At 42.7% G+C, this 784-nt stretch carries 1 protein-coding gene; it reads right to left on the minus strand.

The features are described 5' to 3' along the window. On the minus strand, positions 1–784 hold a 784-nt coding region (locus AC1DUA_RS39490), incomplete at both ends, for a chemotaxis protein CheA (RefSeq protein WP_477504866.1).

Consider the following 784-nt stretch of genomic DNA (forward strand, 5'->3'; position numbering starts at 1 on the left):
AGATAGCAAACAGGCCTGTTAAATATTTGCCTAATGTTTTGAGAACAATCTCTTGCTGGCCGATAAATTCATCAACCATCAATGCAACTTGCTTGTCCCCTTTACGAACAACGACAATTTCTGTTTCCTCTTCAAGATCCTCATTGAAATCCGGCACTTCAAACAACGAGCTTAAAGATACAAGAGGAATAACTGACTTGCGGTAATCCACCATTTTGTTCCCATGGATGTTGCGAATCTGATTCTTCTGAATCGCTGAAGTTTCCACAATAGAGGATAACGGAATCGCATATTTCTCACTGCCAAGTCGTACTAACATAGCCGAAATAATAGAAAGTGTAAGTGGGAGCTGGACAGAGAATTTGCTTCCTACGCCAGGCTTCGAGTCAACTTGTACATGTCCGCCAAGCATTTGAATCTTGGTTTTTACCACATCAAGTCCTACGCCGCGACCAGAGATGTCTGAAATTTTTTCGGCTGTACTGAAGCCAGAGGCGAACAGTAAGTTGTAAACTTCTTTGTCCGTCAACTTTGCAGCTTGCTCAGCCGTTACAAGTCCATTTTTAAGAGCCGTTTTTAATACTTTCTCTCTATAAATGCCTTTTCCATCTTCTTCTATTTCAATAAACACATGATTACCGCTATGGAAAGCACGAAGCTGGATGGTCCCATGCTCGCTTTTCCCTGCTGCTACACGATCACTGATTGACTCAATACCATGATCAACAGCATTGCGCAGTAAGTGGACAAGCGGATCACCGATCTCATCGATGACAGTACGGTC

The sequence above is a fragment of the Paenibacillus sp. 01T422 genome (genome assembly GCF_056398785.1).